Here is a 16565-nt window from a genome sequence, read left to right as displayed (position 1 = left end):
TAGCTGCATGATCAGCCATTCAAGTTCGTAGCGCGTTAATGACTTAAAACTGAGAGATCCCCACGAATTTAGCCTAAATTATCAATTTGTATAGTCAGAAGTGACAACTGGCTATACACATAAATAATGAACTGCCCATCAGGCTCATACCTAGGATCATCAACCACTTCTTTGCCAAGATAAATATAGGACAATACTCGTCGTTTTTTCTCTGTATTCGCTTGTAATGCCGCATCCCCTTGTTGTGCCGACACGGTGTACCCTATGCACCATAAGACAAACAACATTAACGCCGCTATGAGCAATAAATTATCAAACCTTTCTGCGCTTCTTGAATTTGCAAAGGCTAAACTAATGCCAAGTTTTGCATTCTTAGTGTCTCTGAAACTTTCTTCTATTTGCATACGTTGTTTATATAAAGTCACAATCCGTTGAGGCTTATCTGTAAATTGTGTAGGTAAATTAAACACAAGTAGCCAAGGCTCTTTGGCCTTTTGTTGTTGGTATTTAACCGTTGTACATTGAGATTGCCCACCCCGTTTTTTGATTTTTTTACGTCCCTTGTTTTTCCCTCTAAACAAAACACCTTGGCACGCGAAACGAACTGTTTTTCCGTAGTAAATCTGTGTCAGAAGGTGTGGTTTACCTGTTGCTTGCTCAAACCATGATTTACAATTTCGCCATGTCTCAAGGTCGCTAGATAAGGTCACATTGCCTCTGACGCGCCCAAGCCAATACCAGCCTTTATCTTCTATGGCTTTAAACCATGGCGTTCTAAAAATAGCATCAGATAAAATAATAGGCTGACAATCTGCAGGTAAACACTGTGCCAAGCTATCGAGTAAGTGTTGATGAGCCGCTTCGGTATTTAATTCGCTTTCAGGATACACTTTTTCATAGAGCGTTAACGCTCTTCCCCCCATTGGTATGCTTGCCCTGAGCACTTGAAATATTTCGCCGCCATTAATAGGTGACCAGTCAACGATAATAAGTGGGTGTTGTTGCTGGCCTACTAAGCATTCGGTCATATGCTCATAGAAACAAAGACGTTCTTGATGCAGGTTAGCATTACCAATCAAACGGTCTGCGCGTTTAATATCATGTTTTTTATCGGTATTAGAAAATGATTTTAATCCTCGGCCTAGGTAAGTGACAGTAACGCGCTGGTCACGCAAGCCTGAGTTAACAAACGTAAAGACTGTATTTAAACGTGTTTTATGAATTTCAGGGTAGGCAATGGCAATATCTTTGTGTAATATTTCGGTGGCTTTCATGATTATGAGTGAGTTTTTTTATAGTGAAAAAATTTGATCACAAATAATCATGAGAGTCTACCATTAATTTTTATTTTGTGGGGATTCGTCAGTATTTAACACCTAACTGCGCTAACACGTAGGTGATAACTTGATGGTTATACTGGTAAGTATGCGCCGTTAAATCGGTAATTAACTCAGCCGTTTGTTTAGCGGATAAATGGCTTTATGAACCGCCATTTTCAGGCTTGAGTTTATCCGACTAGGTATAATCAGCAAGATGTCGCAGCACGGTGGATTCGTGAATACGTAACGTTTGAGAAATCATAATAGTCGACCAGCCTTCAGAGGCGAAAAGTACCGCTTTTATGCGATCGCGAACTCGACCATCACGCGCTTGAGCATGCTGGGTTTCGAGCTGTTTTTTCTGGTCATCGGTGAGCGTTATTTTCATGGGATGAGCATGATCCTGATTTTAAATAAAATCAAGCATCTTCAATGATCACCGGTATAGATCCCTTATCAACCCTCACAACAGCTTTTGAATGCTGGCGTAGCAACAGGAATAGTCGTCAGGCTCCAACCCCCAATTCATTGCGTGAACAAGCCGTTGGATTACTCGGACATTATGCTTTTAGCGAAATAACATCTGCACTTCGGATAAGTGGCGAAATAGCGTCAATACTCAGCTTAGTCACCAATCGTTTGTGCATCTACCTATTTCAATAACCTAGTACTACAATTTGCTTACGAATGCAGAGGATCATTGATGGTTTTTGTGTTGTTTTTGTAAAAGTAAAAATTTAGAAGTGGATAAATGAAGTTTTGATACACCCAAATGGGGAATTTGGGTGGCAGTCTTACCAGCCACATCTCGGCACACACGTCACAAACTGTGGCTGCTCCCTTCCGGGCCTGACCAGGTTTGCCTGCTAGTGTTGCGAGAGGACCAATAAGACTACCATTGAGGGCCTTGGTTGGCGCGATTGAGATTATCGCTACTTTTGCTCTGTTATTCAAGGGATAATCATAAAAGAAAGTGCGATTGCATACTTCATATACAATCGCGGTCTATTTAAGTGTTAAATCGGATATTTAGTTGCTCTCTAACTGCGCTTTTATATTACGTAGCGCCGTTTTTACTTTTTTCATGTTTTCTGGGCCCATGCGTAAAAGTTGTTTTTGCGCTGCGGGTAATTGCTCCCACTCAGAAAACGCATACTGATAGGTCACTGAATCACGCAATAAAGGTAAGTTTCCTTTCGGCTCTGGGGTATCAAGCAGTAGGTCAATAGCATTTTCTAAAGTTTGAGTAAACTCACCATCCCCATAACCAATTTCAGTGTATGCACTATTGATAAGCGGTTTATATTCTTTGTATAAACGCACCGCTTGTGCGGCACTCATGCTGGTAAGCACTTTTACATAAGGGGTGTAGCGCTCATAACTATTAGGATCGATTGTTAAAATATCGCCCTCATTTACGCTAAAACCCTCTTCTAGCTTTGCAACTGGCGTGTGCTTTTTAGCCACTTTACCTTTTGCTAAATTATCGACAAACACCACGCCACGACGAATAATATCATCATTTAATACTAGGCTAACCGCCGCATCGCTTAGGTATTCATCTAATTTGGCAATGACCACAGGGTCGCTGTCATTTAACGCCGGTAAAGGCACAACTTCAGACTCTGGCTCAACTTTAGGGCGCTGAGCAGGAACCGCTGACTCAACAGGCTTTTGTGGTTTAACCGAAGGAGCACCTACTACAGGGTCGTTCTCAGGTTTATACTCCATTACTGGCTGCTCTTGTGTCGACGTTTCAATCTGAGTGACTGTTTCAGGCGCTTCACTTGGCTTTAGTAACACAAACGCAGCGGCAATAATAATGAGTAGCAAAATAACACCTGCAAGTATTAGGTTGTTATTCGGTGGACGTTTTTGAACATCTGATGCTGATGGTTTATCTGACATACGAACTCCATAAATATAAAAACACGATACCGTTTAGAGTGCCCTAAACAGATTTAATTCATAACTTACACTACTATTTATTAATGTAGCTAATGTAACCTTTGATTCTTCTAGCTTAAAGACTTACAGTGGATAAATAAAGCGATTACAGTAAACAGTTTAAACACGTTATATGAAAATTAAGCAAGTCGATACTAGTAAACCTAAAATAGCATTACTGTTAACGGGTGGTGGTGCCCGAGCGGCTTATCAAGTCGGGGTTTTAAAGGCATTGGCACAAAGTATGCCCAGAACCGCACCACTGCCCTTTAGAATCATTAATGGCACCTCTGCTGGTGCAATTAATTCAACCGCACTGGCGTGCTATGCCTCTTGTATGCATTTAGCAGTTAGAAAACTAGAAACAGTATGGAAAAACTTTTCTACTTCCATGGTCTATAAAAGTGACTTTTTGAGTGTGTTTGGTCATATTACCCGTAATATTTTAACCAGTTTTCAATCTGAGCATATTAATCACCCGCCAGCCAGTCTGTTAAATAATCGCCCTTTGCGAAAACTTTTAAACGATATACTTGATTTACATCGCATTGAACGTAACTTACATCGTGACTATTTAGAGGCGCTGTCAATTACAGCATCTAGTTATACAACTGGTGATTCTGTTGCTTTTTTTCAGTCGAATACACAAAACTCTTGGCAACGCGCAAAACGCGAAGGGCGCGCCACACGGATAAACGTAGATCACTTAATGGCATCAAGTGCTATTCCTATGGTGTTCCCCAGTGTAAATATTTATAACCATTACTTTGGTGATGGCTCAATACATCAACTTTCACCTTTAAGCCCTTCTATCCACTTAGGGGCAAGTAAAATATTCATTATTGGCGTTGAACAACCAAAGGAACCTCATCCACCCGGTTATTCAGCACATTTCCCAGGGTTATCTGCCGTTGCAGGACACTTACTCGACAGCGTATTTACCGACACAATGCAGTCAGATTTAGAGCGATTAGACCGAATAAACCGCACGCTAGCGCTATTGCCTGAGGAGCAAAAAAATCAAGAGTTAGCTCAAATAGACAGTTTTATTATTAACCCATCACAAAATTTTAATGTTATTGCTGCACAGTATTACGAAGATATGCCATGGGCCATAAAAGTATTGCTGCGGATGATCGGGGTAAAAAAACGCTCACAGTCGAGCTTAACCAGCTATTTATTATTTGAAAAACGCTACACCCAGCATTTAATAAAAATTGGGTATGAAGATGGGTTGGCACAATTACCCAAAATGAGAAAGTTTTTAGAGCTGGATTAAACCTGCACTATAAACATATATAAACATGGCACACAACCTGCTTAAGTATTAAATAGTAATACTATAGGGGGAATAAACAGTGGAAAATGTTCATATTTTGACACAACGCATCTCTGGTCGCGGTGAATTTTTGCCGTTTTCAGCTGAGCAATACGCTAACAATACACCAGCTCTAGTGCATGAATTAGCGACTAGACTACAAACCAGCTTGGTAATTGAAGATGTATTAGGTGTTTTTGCAAATTTTGCAAAACAATTGCTTAATTTTTCTGGGGTGCATTTTAAAGCAAAAAATATTGATGTGAAAACAGCAAACAGTAACATCACAAATCCAACTTACTCATTTGATCTTAACGTTGAAAATGAGCATTTAGGTACATTGACTTACTACACAAAATATCCGTTGAATGCCGCTATTGAAAAAAAGCTACAGCAGTTTCATAGCGTGTTAGTTTATCCATTACGCAACGCAGTGACGTATAGCAAAGTACTCAGGCTCGCCACTAAAGACGGTTTAACTGGCTTAAATAATCGTAGTCAATTTAATGACACACTGCAGCAAAAACTTGAAAATTATAAACGTAATGGACATCCGTTTAGCTTAATGCTGCTTGATTTAGACAATTTCAAACAAGCAAACGACAACTATGGTCATAAAGTTGGCGATGATGTTTTAAAAGAGTTTGCTGCTGTATTATCTAGTAGTGTAAGAGGTACTGACTCGGTATTTCGGTTTGGCGGTGATGAGTTCTCAATTTTAATTGAGGACCCCGCTTTTAATACTAATAAGGTAATAGCCGAGAGAATTATGCGTCTAGTAAAAAATTCACCAATTATGTCTAAATATAACGTCACAACTAGTATTGGTTTTACATTGACTAACAGCGGTGATTGCCAGGACGAGATATTTTCCCGTGCAGACAAAGGCTTATATAAAGCAAAAGGATCAGGTCGAAATTGTGCAAAAGCCTATTAACATCAAACAATTATGTATTTTAAAAGCCTAGCTTCCCCCGCTAGGCTTTTTTAATATGAAGTGTTTGTAAATTAGCAGCATAGCGCAAAAGCCAAAAAAGAAACCACTGAGCAAATTAAGCAACGCGCCTAACGTAGCAAGGGGTGTAACAAGTACTAGCAGTAGAGGCATACTCAACCCTAAAATAAAAAATATCCCTCCTTTGCCTAGCCAGTAAGCAAGTAAAATAGCCGCACACAATACACCGCCCAAAATGGCGTAGCCTAAGGTAATAATATCAAGCGTTAAAAATACATTCGCTAGTATCGCAATCAGGCTTGTAATTAACAATCCTATTGGCGCTTTACTAATAAGCGATAGCCCTATATGCGGTTGCTGACTCATAATTTATACTCCCAAAAAAAGCCATTTTCATCTTTGTGATCATCACTAACAAAATAACCGACCACTTGAACTAGATCATCATTATAAAAAATTAATGGAATATGAGCACGAAGCCAAGGGGCTACTTTTGCATCTTTAAACCAATGCTTAAGCGTATTACTGCCGGGTTTTTTTAGTGGTTTAAAGCGCGCACTATTACAGTTAAAGCGAACACTGACTTGCTCATTGAGTTTAGGCGCTCTAATACCCACCCCTTGTTTACGTTTAAGTATTTGTCCGTCACTGAGAACCTGTTCGCTACCTGTTACATGTTCAATATTAACAGCTAACGGCTTTGGGCGTACAAAGTATAAAAAGCCTTGATGACGGCGTATTTGCCCGTCGCATAACTCAATTATTATTTGCGCATCAGCTTGCGCATGCAGTGCTTGGCTAATTATTTGCATTAACTGTTTTTGTGAGGGCATGGTATGGGTAAATAAGGCTAGCCATGCGCGCAACACATTGGCGGTGCGAATAGCGCTGTAATGTGCCATATTTTGTATATTAAGCGCTTGATGTTGGTTAATGCATTGGGCGAGATCTTGCTGGGTATATTCATCAAGTAGTGCTTGTTGCTGCTGTAATAATTCAATACTTCGGGCTGTACACTGCTCAAACCCAGTAAAACGCGCTGATAACCTAGGCACTATTTGTTGGCGTAAAAAATTACGATCAAAACGTTCATTGGCGTTTGACTCATCGGTAATATGGCTAATAGTAAATTGCTGTGCAAACGCTTCTATATCGCTGCGTTTTACCGCAAGTAATGGCCTATAGCACTCACGGCCACTTTCAAGCACGCGAGTTTGCTGCATAGCGCCGAGCCCTTTTAAGCCTGAGCCGCGCTTTAAACGCAATAAAAATGTCTCTACCTGATCGTTTAAATGCTGGCCTAACAAAATAATGCTACCACTTGGGCTGTGCTCATCAAGCGCTTTATAACGTGCCTTGCGGGCCTGTGCTTCAATACTGGTGCGCGATTTTTGCTTTATAGTGACTTGCGCTGCTTTAAAATTAATCGATAACTGCTCACAACGTGCTTGGCAAAATTGCTGCCAGTGATGGGCGTTATCACTTAAGCCATGATTTACATAAACAGCGCTTAAATTTAATTGCGTGAACTGCTCTTTTAATGCATGCATAAGGTGTAACAGCACCAACGAATCTACCCCGCCAGATACGGCCACAGTAAATGTATATTGACCATTGTTTATATAGTGATTAAGGGCTTTTTGTAGCTGTAGATAAATAACTGATGTATGCATTAATTCAACCGGTTGCGATACCAAATAGTGTGGCATTATAAAAAATGCGTGAATGGCACCATTTTAAAACAAAAAAAGCCGCATAGGCGGCTTTTTTCTATATTTAATTATTTTTTAACAATAACCAAACGACATTAAACGCTTGTAACGTTGATCAAGCATCTCTTCAAGCGACAACGCTTGCAAATCAGCTAAGTCGCGCTTAAGGCGTACTTTTAAGTTACGTGCCATCGCATCGTAATTACGGTGCGCACCGCCTAACGGCTCTTTAACTAGGTTATTAATTAAATCTAGCTCTTTAACACGCTCTGCGGTTACACCCATTGCTTCTGCAGCCAAAGGGGCTTTATCAGCACTTTTCCATAAAATAGACGCACAGCCCTCTGGTGAAATAACTGAGTAAGTGCTGTATTGCAGCATGTTTACCCTGTCGCCTACACCTATGGCTAATGCACCACCTGAACCACCTTCACCAATAACAGTACAAATAGTCGGTACTTTAAGTGTGGCCATTGCTTTAAGGTTACGTGCAATTGCCTCAGACTGACCACGCTCTTCAGCGCCTACACCTGGGTAAGCACCTGGGGTGTCAATAAAGGTCATGATTGGCATTTTAAAACGCTCCGCCATTTCCATCAGGCGCAATGCTTTACGATACCCTTCTGGTTTTGGCATGCCAAAATTACGTTTAATTTTTTCAGCAGTACCACGGCCTTTTTGCTGACCGATCACCATAACTGGTTCACCATCTAAACGGGCAACGCCACCTAAAATTGCAGGGTCATTGGCAAACGTACGATCACCGGCAAACTCGTCAAACTCCGTAAAAATACGCTCGATATAATCTCGAGTATAAGGACGCAACGGATGACGTGCTAACTGCGATACTTGCCAAGCGCCGAGTTCAGAGAAAATTTTCTCCTTTAGTTGTGCGCTCTTTTCTTTAAGTTTGCTGACTTCCTCTTCTAATCCAAGGTCTAATTCGCCAGCGCGGCTTACATTTTGTAATTCTTCAATTTTTGCTTCTAATTCTGCAATTGGAAGCTCAAAATCAAGATAATTGAGGCTCATGCTCTAAACTACCTAATTAGTTAAATTCTAGTTCTATATTTTGCGCTGCCATCAGCGATAACTTATGAATTAAGTCGTCACTTGGCGTAACACACCATTCGATCCCTAGGGTTAATTGCACCAACGCATCGGGGCGTTGATAATATACCTTGATCGGACACGTTCCCATTTTGTATGGTTCGAGTACTTTTTGTAATTTATCGAAGAAACCAGCCTCGATCTGCACCATATTCAGCGTCATCTTAATCGCTTTTATACGCTTTTCACGCGCCTGAGCAATGGTGGTTATTTCTCTGGCGGTCATTGTAATACCACCAGAGAAGTTATCAAAGCTGACCTGTCCAGATATCACCAAAATATTGTTGATTTGCAACATATCTTGGTACATTTCAAATTGTTCTGGAAACAAGCGTACATCAATTCGGGCGCTTTTGTCATCTAAAGTTATCAACCCCCAGCGATTTCCTTTTTTATTAATTAAGGTTCTCGCTGCAATCACTAAGCCTGCACCGGTTGAGACCACATCGCGGTTAGTTGGTTGTAAATCGATGAGTCGGCCACTGGTATAATGCCCAAGCTCGCGTCGATATTGGTTTATAGGGTGACCGGTTAGATAAAGGCCTAAGGTGTCTTTTTCACCATCAAGCCATTCATTATCGGTAAGTGGTGTGGCTTTAATAAACGCTTGCTCTACTTCATCAGGCTCAGTGGCTAATAAACCAAATAAATCACTTTGCCCTAATAGCTCAGCTTTATTATGCTGATCGGCCGCGCGCATCGCGTCTTTTAAACTAGCAAGTAATGTAGCTCGCCCCGCTTGGGTTTTTTCAGGCCCGAGCTGATCTAATGCGCCTGCATAAATTAATTTTTCGGTGACGCGTTTATTTAAGCGTTTTAAATCAACACGGGCGCAAAAATCAAACAAGTCTTTAAATGGCCCGCCTTTTGCCCGCGCTTCTAATATGGCATCAACCGGCGCTTCACCCACGCCTTTAATGGCACCTATGCCGTAAACAATTTCACCTTTAAGGTTTACCGTAAACTTGTATTCACCGGCGTTTACATCGGGCGGTAACAAGGTGAGCTTCATGTTTTCACATTCATCCACCAGCGTCACTATTTTGTCGGTGTTATCCATGTCCGCCGACATTACCGCTGACATAAACTCCGCCGGGTAATGGGTTTTCATCCACAGCGTTTGATACGATACCAGTGCATAAGCTGCAGAGTGAGATTTGTTAAATCCGTAACCGGCAAACTTTTCAACTAGGTCAAATATTTTAATTGCCAGTTCGCCATCGATGCCGTTATTACGTGCCCCTTCTTCAAAGGTTGAACGCTGTTTTGCCATTTCTTCGGGTTTTTTCTTACCCATGGCACGCCGTAACATGTCGGCGCCGCCCAGTGTATAACCGGCCAGTACCTGCGCTATTTGCATTACCTGCTCTTGGTACAAAATAATGCCGTAAGTCGGCTCAAGAATGGGCTTTAAACTTTCGTGTTGATATTGCGCATCGGGATATGAAATGTCTTCACGGCCGAGCTTTCGGTCGATGAAGTTATCTACCATACCCGATTGCAGTGGCCCTGGGCGGAACAAGGCAACGAGGGCTATCATATCTTCAAAGCAGTCAGGCTTTAATCGGCGAACGAGGTCTTTCATACCGCGTGATTCTAGCTGGAATACGGCGGTGGTTTCAGCGCGCAGCAGTAGCTCAATACTTTTTTTATCATTCAGTGCAATGGTGTTGATATCAACCGGCTGTTTGCCTTCACGCTTTAAGCGCTCGTTGGTCATATCCAGTGCCCACTGCAAGATGGTGAGCGTGCGTAAGCCTAAAAAGTCAAACTTAACTAAACCGGCGGTTTCTACATCGTTTTTATCAAACTGAGTAACCGGAAACTTACCCTCATCATCACAATAAAGCGCAGCAAAATCGGTAATCGTGGTCGGCGATATTACCACCCCCCCGGCGTGTTTACCGGCATTACGGGTACAACCTTCAAGAATACGACACATGTCGATTAAGTCTTTTACTTCTTCATCGCCGTCGTACGCTTCTTGTAAACGCGGCTCTACGTCAAATGCTTTTGCCAGTGTCATCCCAGGATCGCCCGGAATAAGCTTAGAAATACGATCTACAAACCCATATGGATGACCAAGTACACGGCCAACATCGCGTATTACCGCCTTGGCTGCCATAGTACCAAAGGTAATAATTTGCGATACCGCATCGCGGCCATACAAGGCCGATACATGGTCAATAACTTCATCACGCCTATCCATGCAAAAGTCGACGTCAAAGTCGGGCATAGAAACACGTTCAGGATTTAAGAATCGCTCAAAGAGTAAGTCGAACTCGAGCGGATCAAGGTCGGTAATCTTAAGCGCGTAAGCCACTAATGAGCCTGCACCTGAACCACGCCCAGGGCCTACTGGAATATTGTTATCTTTACTCCACTGAATAAACTCCATAACAATGAGGAAGTAACCAGGGAATCCCATTTGGTTAATTACATCAAGTTCAATTTTTAAACGCTCATCGTACTCACCACGTTTTTCTTGACGCTCTTGCTCATCAGGAAATAAAAACTGCAGTCGTTCTTCAAGGCCATCTTGTGACACTTTAACCAAAAACTCATCAATTTTTAGTGAGCCAGTGGGATAATCTGGTAGGAAATACTCACCTAATTGCACAGTTACATTACAGCGTTTTGCAATTTCTACGGTGTTTTGCAGTGCCTCTGGAATATCACTAAATAACTCAGCCATTTGCTCTGGCGTTTTCAAGTATTGCTCTTGTGAAAAACGTTTAGGACGGCGTTTATCATCTAGGGTGTAACCATCAAAAATAGCCACGCGGATTTCATGGGCTTCAAAGTTTTCTGGTTTTAAAAATACCACTTCATTAGTGGCTACCACCGGCAGTTGCTCATTGGTTGCAAGCTCAACCGCCATGTGCAAATAATTTTCTTCTTGGGCACGCTTAGTGCGAATAAGCTCTATGTAATAATGACTGCTAAAGTGCTGCTTATAAAAGCTAACCACCGACTCAACAATGGCGGGATTCCCCTTTATCAGGGCTTTACCTAAATCGCCATCTTTTGCACCCGAAAGTATGATAAGCCCCTCTTTTAAATCAACTAACCATTCTCTGTCAATAACGGGGCGATGAAACACATGACCACGTTGGTACGCTTTAGAAATTAATAGAGTGATATTTTTATAGCCAATGTTATCTTTGGCTAACAGGGTTAATCGGCTTGGCTCATCGGGAAATTCAGGACTGCGTACCCAAAAATCAGCACCCACAAGTGGCTTGATACCTGCGTTATGCGCTGCGCCATAAAAACGCACTAAACCACAAAAGTTCATTTGATCGGTAATGGCTAAAGCGGGCATTTCAAGCTCTTGTGCTTTAGCGACTATCGGTTTGGTTTTTGCCAAACCATCAACCATCGAAAAGTCTGAGTGCACTCTTAGATGTACAAATTCAGGAGCTGCCATAATTACTCCTTACCCGAAAGTGCAAGTACACGTTGCACAGGTTTAAAGCTCTTACGATGCTCATCTATCGCGCCGTATTGTTCCAGCGCTGCAAAGTGTGCTTTAGTGGGATACCCTTTATGCCCTGCAAACCCATACTGTGGATAGCGTGCATCAAGTGCAATCATTTCATCATCGCGAGCAACTTTAGCTAAAATAGATGCAGCTGATATTTCAGCAACTAAGCTATCACCCTTAACCACAGCTTGAGCAGGCATGGTCAGTTTAGGCAAGCGATTGCCATCAACAAATACAAACTCGGGCACTGTGCTAAGTGCTTCTACTGCGCGGGACATGGCAAGCATGGTGGCCTGTAATATATTTAATTCATCTATTTCAGTTGGGCTGCAACGGCCAATAGCGTAACACAATGCTTTTTCTTTTATCTCGATGGCTAATAATTGACGTTTTTTATCCGTTAATTTTTTAGAATCGGCAAGGCCCGTAATGGGCTTATTTGGGTTTAAAATAACAGCGGCAGTAACTACATCGCCTACCAACGGTCCACGACCGACTTCATCCACACCGGCAATTAAAGTTACATTAGGTCGTTCAATTTGCATTTATTAACTCCGCCACTGCGTTCGCAGCTTGTTTACTTGCATCTAATCTAATCTTTTTATGTATGGTTAAAAAACGGGCTTTTAATTCTTTATTATCGCTATTGAGCATAGGAGCGAGCGCTGCGGTTAAATTAGTCACATTACAGTCACTTTGTAAAAATTCAGGCACTAACTCTTCGTCTGCCAGTAAATTAGGCAGTGAAAAATAGTTAATATTAAAGGTAAATAGAGTTTTAAAAATCCAATAACTCATGGGCTTAATTTTATATCCGACCACCATTGGCTTTTTATATAACATACCTTCAAGTGTCGCCGTGCCTGAGGCCAGCAAGATTGCATCGGCCGCCTGCATAGCTAAATTTGATTGGCCATCGAGTAAGTTAACATTAAGTGAAGGCGCTGTGGCATTTAAAATAGTAATAAACTGTGCTTTGCGCTTTTCGTTCACCAGTGGCACCACGATTTTTAATGCGGGGTTTTGTACTTGTAACTGCGCTGCAGTTTTTATGTAGGTTTCGCTTAATAACCCGACCTCAGAGCCCCTGCTGCCAGGTAATAATGCCAGCACCTTATCGTCTGCACTTAAACCAAGTTGGTTACGCGCTTGGCTGTCGTCATGTTCAAGTGCAATGTCGTCAGCTAATGTATGGCCTACAAAAGTACACGGTACTTGGTGTTTATCGTAGAACTCTTTTTCAAAAGGCAGTAAAGCGAGCACTAAGTTGGTTGCTGCGCTTATTGTATGAATTCGCTTTTCACGCCACGCCCACACTGAAGGGCTAACATATTGCACCGTTTTAATGCCTGCATCTTTTAATGGCTTTTCTACGCGTAAATTAAAGTCAGGCGCATCAATCCCTATAAATATATCAGGTGGGTTATCAATAAAGTGCTGCACGAGTTGTTTGCGTATTTTTAGTAAACGCGGTAAACGGCTAAGCACTTCAACTAGCCCCATTACCGAAAGCTCATCCATACCAAATAGCGTTTTGCAGCCTTGGGCTTGCATTTTAGGACCCGCAATCCCTTCAAAGGTGGCATCAGGAAAGTGAGCTTTAAGCGCTTTAATTAACCCTTCGCCTAAAATATCGCCCGACAGCTCACCTGCCACAATAGCTATACGTAGTTGTTTTTTATATTTTTTCATTGGATTGTATTTATCAGGCGTTCATGGCGACTAGTTTACCGTGTTTTGGAGTCGGATTAAACGCTTAAAATATATCGTTTATGGCAATGCGATTTCTCTGCTTTTTTCATTCTTTTTGATGCTGTTGCGCATACGCAAACACACATCCCCTTACACTCACTCTCTCACTAATGTAAATATTGACAAACATAGTATAAACAACAATAATACCTAAACTTTCAGAAATTACTGAAAGTTTATTAAATCATTACGCTGCGTTTTGTGCTTTTACTGCCTTACTCTTAAAGGAGCCAACAATGATAGATGAAGCCTTTGTGGATCTATCCCGATTACAGTTTGCTGTCACCGCTCTGTTTCATTTTTTATTTGTGCCGTTAACAATAGGTATGACCTGGATTTTAGTTATTATGGAATCGGTTTATGTTATGACCGGTCGCGAAATCTATCGTGATATGACTAAGTTTTGGGGCAAGTTATTTGGTATTAACTTTGCTATAGGTGTGGCTACTGGCCTTACCATGGAATTTGAGTTTGGTACTAACTGGTCGTATTACTCGCACTATGTAGGTGATGTATTTGGTGCACCACTGGCCATTGAAGGCTTAATGGCCTTCTTTTTAGAATCGACCTTTGTAGGCATGTTCTTTTTAGGGTGGGATAGGTTATCTAAGCGCCAGCATTTAGGGGTTACATTTTTAATGGCGTTGGGCACTAATATGTCTGCACTGTGGATTTTAGTGGCCAATGCGTGGATGCAAAACCCCGTCGGGGCAGAATTTAACTACCAGACCATGCGCATGGAAATGACCAGCTTTGCAGAGCTGGTATTTAATCCCGTAGCCCAAGTTAAGTTTATTCATACCGTGTCTGCAGGTTACGTTGCCGCATCACTGTTTGTGCTGGGTATAAGTAGCTGGTACATATTAAAAGGTCGCGATTTAGCCTTTGCTAAACGTTCTTTTTCTGTTGCATCGGGCTTTGGTTTAGCTTCTATTTTATGTGTTATTTTACTCGGTGATGAATCTGGTTATGAAGTCGGTGAAGTACAAAAAGTAAAGCTGGCCACCATTGAAGCAGAATGGCATACCGAGGAAGCCCCTGCTGCCTTTACTATGCTAGGTTTCCCTGACTCTGAAAAGCAAGTAACTCATGCTGCAATAAAAATTCCTTACGCCTTAGGTATTATTGCCACGCGCTCACTTGATAAACAAGTCATTGGTATTTCAGATCTTGAAAAAAAACACGAAGGACGTATTCGTAATGGCATGATTGCCTATAAATACCTTGAAAAACTGCGCGCAGGCGATGATACGCCAGAAAATATCAAAAAATTTGATAGCGTAAAAAATGATTTAGGGTATGGCTTATTACTTAAACGCTACACCCCTAATGTGATAGATGCCAGCGAAGCACAAATTCAACAAGCCGTGAAAGACTCTTTTCCCAAAGTAGGCCCTATGTTTTGGTCATTCAGAATTATGGTTGGCTGTGGGGTAATTATGCTTGGCGTATTTATACTGGCTTTTTATTACAACGCACACCGAGTTATTGAACAAAAACGCTGGCTCTTATGGGCGGCGGTGCTGAGTATTCCACTGCCCTGGATTGCTATTGAATTTGGTTGGATTGTGGCTGAATACGGCCGCCAACCTTGGGCTATTTCTGAAGTGTTACCGACCTTTTTAGCTACGTCATCACTGACTGTAAATGACATTTTAATTAGCTTAACCGGCTTTATTATTTTCTATACTGGACTGGCGATGGTAGAGGGGTGGTTAATGATTAAATTTATTAAGCAAGGCCCTAGTTCGTTGCATACCGGTAAATACCATTTTGAATTACCTGATCACAACACAACCATTAAAGGAGAATTAGTATGATTTTTGATTATGAAACATTAAAAATGCTCTGGTGGTTAATTATTGGTGTGCTGTTAATTGGTTTTGCCATTACCGATGGTATGGATATGGGCGTTGCTATATTACTGCGCTATGTGGGTAAAACAGACTCAGAACGCCGTACCGTTATTAATACCATTGGTCCTCATTGGGATGGTAACCAAGTATGGTTTATTACCGCAGGCGGTGCCTTATTTGCAGCCTGGCCTATGGTATATGCGGCGGCGTTTTCTGGTTTTTACTTTGCCATGATGTTGGTGTTATTTGCGTTATTTTTTAGGCCACTTGGTTTTGACTATCGCTCTAAAGTTGATTCTAAACGTTGGCGTAACAACTGGGATTGGGGTTTATTTGCAGGCAGTATCATACCGGCCTTAGTGTTTGGTGTCGCATTTGGTAACTTATTTTTAGGTGTGCCATTTAATATCGATAATTTACTAAGGACTAGTTACCAAGGGTCGTTTTTTGCTTTGCTTAACCCGTTTGCCCTCATTGCCGGTTTAATCAGTATTACCATGTTAGTAGCACATGCGGGAATGTGGTTACAACTGCGAACCGCGGATCAGGTCGCTGAGCGCTCAGGACAGTACGGTCGCTACTCACTGCTTGCCTTTATGGTGTTATTTGCGGCGGCAGGTGTTTGGATTGCTAAGCTAACGGGCTATCAAATTGTCTCTATGGGTGATACTCAAGGCCATGCCGATCCATTGGCAAAAGTAGTTTCCACCGCTCAAGGCGCATGGCTTAATAACTACAGTGAACGCCCATGGACAATGACCTTCCCTATTTTGGCATTTGCTATGGCATTGTGTGCGTTGTTGTTTTCTAAAGTAAATAAACCTGCTTTAGGGTTATTAGCAACCAGTGTGATGTTAATTGGGGTGATTATGACCGCGGGCGTTTCGTTATTTCCGTTCATTATGCCTTCAAGCAACAACCCAAACATTAGCTTAACCATTTGGGATGCGGTATCGAGCCACAGAACCCTCAATGTGATGTTTATTGCCGTGGTTATATTTGTGCCACTTATTTTAGCTTACACCACCTGGTGTTATGTAAAAATGTGGCGCAGAGTGACCGTTGATGAAATTGAAAACAACCCTCACGGCAGCTATTAAGGAGACAAA

At 41.7% G+C, this 16565-nt stretch carries 12 protein-coding genes, 1 other RNA gene and 1 pseudogene; 4 read left to right on the top strand and 10 right to left on the bottom strand.

The features are described 5' to 3' along the window. Positions 1 to 68: 68 nt before the first annotated feature. The 4 genes and pseudogenes from AC6H44_RS04665 to AC6H44_RS04650 form a co-directional block, all read right to left on the bottom strand. Complete coding sequence (locus AC6H44_RS04665; RefSeq protein WP_500736204.1) at positions 69 to 1274, bottom strand: IS4 family transposase; 1206 nt, start codon at positions 1272 to 1274, stop codon at positions 69 to 71. A 91-nt stretch (positions 1275 to 1365) separates the two neighbouring features. Further along, positions 1366 to 1707 (bottom strand): annotated as a pseudogene (locus tag AC6H44_RS04660) (helix-turn-helix domain-containing protein); the annotation flags it as partial. A gap of 404 nt (positions 1708 to 2111) precedes the next feature. Beyond that, positions 2112 to 2208, bottom strand: an RNA gene (ffs, locus tag AC6H44_RS04655) — signal recognition particle sRNA small type. 140 nt (positions 2209 to 2348) lie between these two features. Continuing rightward, positions 2349 to 3227: a DUF3014 domain-containing protein gene (locus AC6H44_RS04650; RefSeq protein ID WP_500737779.1), complete on the bottom strand. Its 879-nt coding sequence runs from the start codon at positions 3225 to 3227 to the stop codon at positions 2349 to 2351. Positions 3228 to 3399: 172 nt separating this feature from the next. On the opposite strand from AC6H44_RS04650, the gene AC6H44_RS04645 reads away from it, so the two are divergent. Continuing rightward, on the top strand, positions 3400 to 4545 hold the full coding sequence (locus AC6H44_RS04645; RefSeq protein ID WP_500737778.1) for a patatin-like phospholipase family protein: 1146 nt from the start codon (positions 3400 to 3402) through the stop codon (positions 4543 to 4545). Positions 4546 to 4624: 79 nt separating this feature from the next. Further along, on the top strand, positions 4625 to 5521 hold the full coding sequence (locus AC6H44_RS04640; protein ID WP_500737777.1) for a GGDEF domain-containing protein: 897 nt from the start codon (positions 4625 to 4627) through the stop codon (positions 5519 to 5521). Between the two features lie 27 nt (positions 5522 to 5548). Here the strand turns inward: AC6H44_RS04640 and AC6H44_RS04635 are convergent, their stop codons facing one another. The 6 genes from AC6H44_RS04635 to lpxB form a co-directional block, all read right to left on the bottom strand. Next, the gene (locus AC6H44_RS04635; RefSeq protein WP_500737776.1) at positions 5549 to 5905 is read right to left on the bottom strand and encodes a hypothetical protein; all 357 of its coding nucleotides are present in this window, start codon (positions 5903 to 5905) and stop codon (positions 5549 to 5551) included. Continuing rightward, positions 5902 to 7212 carry a tRNA lysidine(34) synthetase TilS gene (gene tilS / locus AC6H44_RS04630; protein ID WP_500737775.1) on the bottom strand — a complete coding sequence of 437 codons (1311 nt, stop codon included), beginning with the start codon at positions 7210 to 7212 and terminating at the stop codon, positions 5902 to 5904. The genes AC6H44_RS04635 and tilS overlap by 4 nt, the downstream gene beginning before the upstream one ends. 114 nt (positions 7213 to 7326) lie before the next feature. Then, complete coding sequence (gene accA / locus AC6H44_RS04625; RefSeq protein WP_500737774.1) at positions 7327 to 8283, bottom strand: acetyl-CoA carboxylase carboxyl transferase subunit alpha; 957 nt, start codon at positions 8281 to 8283, stop codon at positions 7327 to 7329. 16 nt (positions 8284 to 8299) lie between these two features. Next, positions 8300 to 11791, bottom strand: coding sequence for a DNA polymerase III subunit alpha (gene dnaE / locus AC6H44_RS04620; protein ID WP_500737773.1), 3492 nt, complete (start codon positions 11789 to 11791; stop codon positions 8300 to 8302). Between the two features lie 2 nt (positions 11792 to 11793). Next, on the bottom strand, positions 11794 to 12393 hold the full coding sequence (gene rnhB / locus AC6H44_RS04615) for a ribonuclease HII (protein WP_500737772.1): 600 nt from the start codon (positions 12391 to 12393) through the stop codon (positions 11794 to 11796). Then, on the bottom strand, positions 12383 to 13540 hold the full coding sequence (gene lpxB, locus AC6H44_RS04610) for a lipid-A-disaccharide synthase (RefSeq protein WP_500737771.1): 1158 nt from the start codon (positions 13538 to 13540) through the stop codon (positions 12383 to 12385). The genes rnhB and lpxB overlap by 11 nt, the downstream gene beginning before the upstream one ends. Before the next feature lie 296 nt (positions 13541 to 13836). On the opposite strand from lpxB, the gene AC6H44_RS04605 reads away from it, so the two are divergent. Together AC6H44_RS04605 and cydB are read left to right on the top strand one after the other, a co-directional pair. After that, the gene (locus AC6H44_RS04605) at positions 13837 to 15420 is read left to right on the top strand and encodes a cytochrome ubiquinol oxidase subunit I (protein ID WP_500737770.1); all 1584 of its coding nucleotides are present in this window, start codon (positions 13837 to 13839) and stop codon (positions 15418 to 15420) included. After that, positions 15417 to 16556, top strand: a complete 1140-nt coding sequence (gene cydB / locus AC6H44_RS04600; RefSeq protein WP_500737769.1) for a cytochrome d ubiquinol oxidase subunit II — start codon at positions 15417 to 15419, stop codon at positions 16554 to 16556. The genes AC6H44_RS04605 and cydB overlap by 4 nt, the downstream gene beginning before the upstream one ends. Positions 16557 to 16565: the final 9 nt, after the last annotated feature.

Source organism: Pseudoalteromonas sp. TAP-3C (genome assembly GCF_059888565.1).
Note: the sequence above shows the minus strand (reverse complement) of the source record. Positions and strands in the feature narration are given on the sequence as shown.